The organism is Brevibacillus reuszeri, from assembly GCF_002897295.1.
GTDB lineage: Bacteria > Bacillota > Bacilli > Brevibacillales > Brevibacillaceae > Brevibacillus > Brevibacillus reuszeri_A.
On sequence record NZ_BEXF01000168.1, the window covers coordinates 1 to 239 of the forward strand.

Consider the following 239-nt stretch of genomic DNA (forward strand, 5'->3'; position numbering starts at 1 on the left):
AGAAAACCAAAAATATTCAAATGGTGGGCCTAGGCTGACTCGAACAGCCGACCTCACGCTTATCAGGCGTGCGCTCTAACCAACTGAGCTATAGGCCCGCAAAGGAGAAATACTCCTTCAAAACTGAACAGCGAATGTGCGTTAATCGTCGTATCTCCATAGAAAGGAGGTGATCCATCCGCACCTTCCGGTACGGATACCTTGTTACGACTTCACCCCAGTCATCTACCCCACCTTCG

General features: G+C 49.8%; 1 tRNA gene and 1 rRNA gene. Both read right to left on the bottom strand.

Annotated features, from left to right (window positions below):
* Positions 1 to 21 precede the first annotated feature (21 nt).
* A tRNA-Ile gene (locus tag C3B52_RS36045) sits at positions 22 to 98 on the bottom strand.
* Between the two features lie 64 nt (positions 99 to 162).
* A 16S ribosomal RNA gene (locus tag C3B52_RS36050) occupies positions 163 to 239 on the bottom strand; the annotation flags it as partial.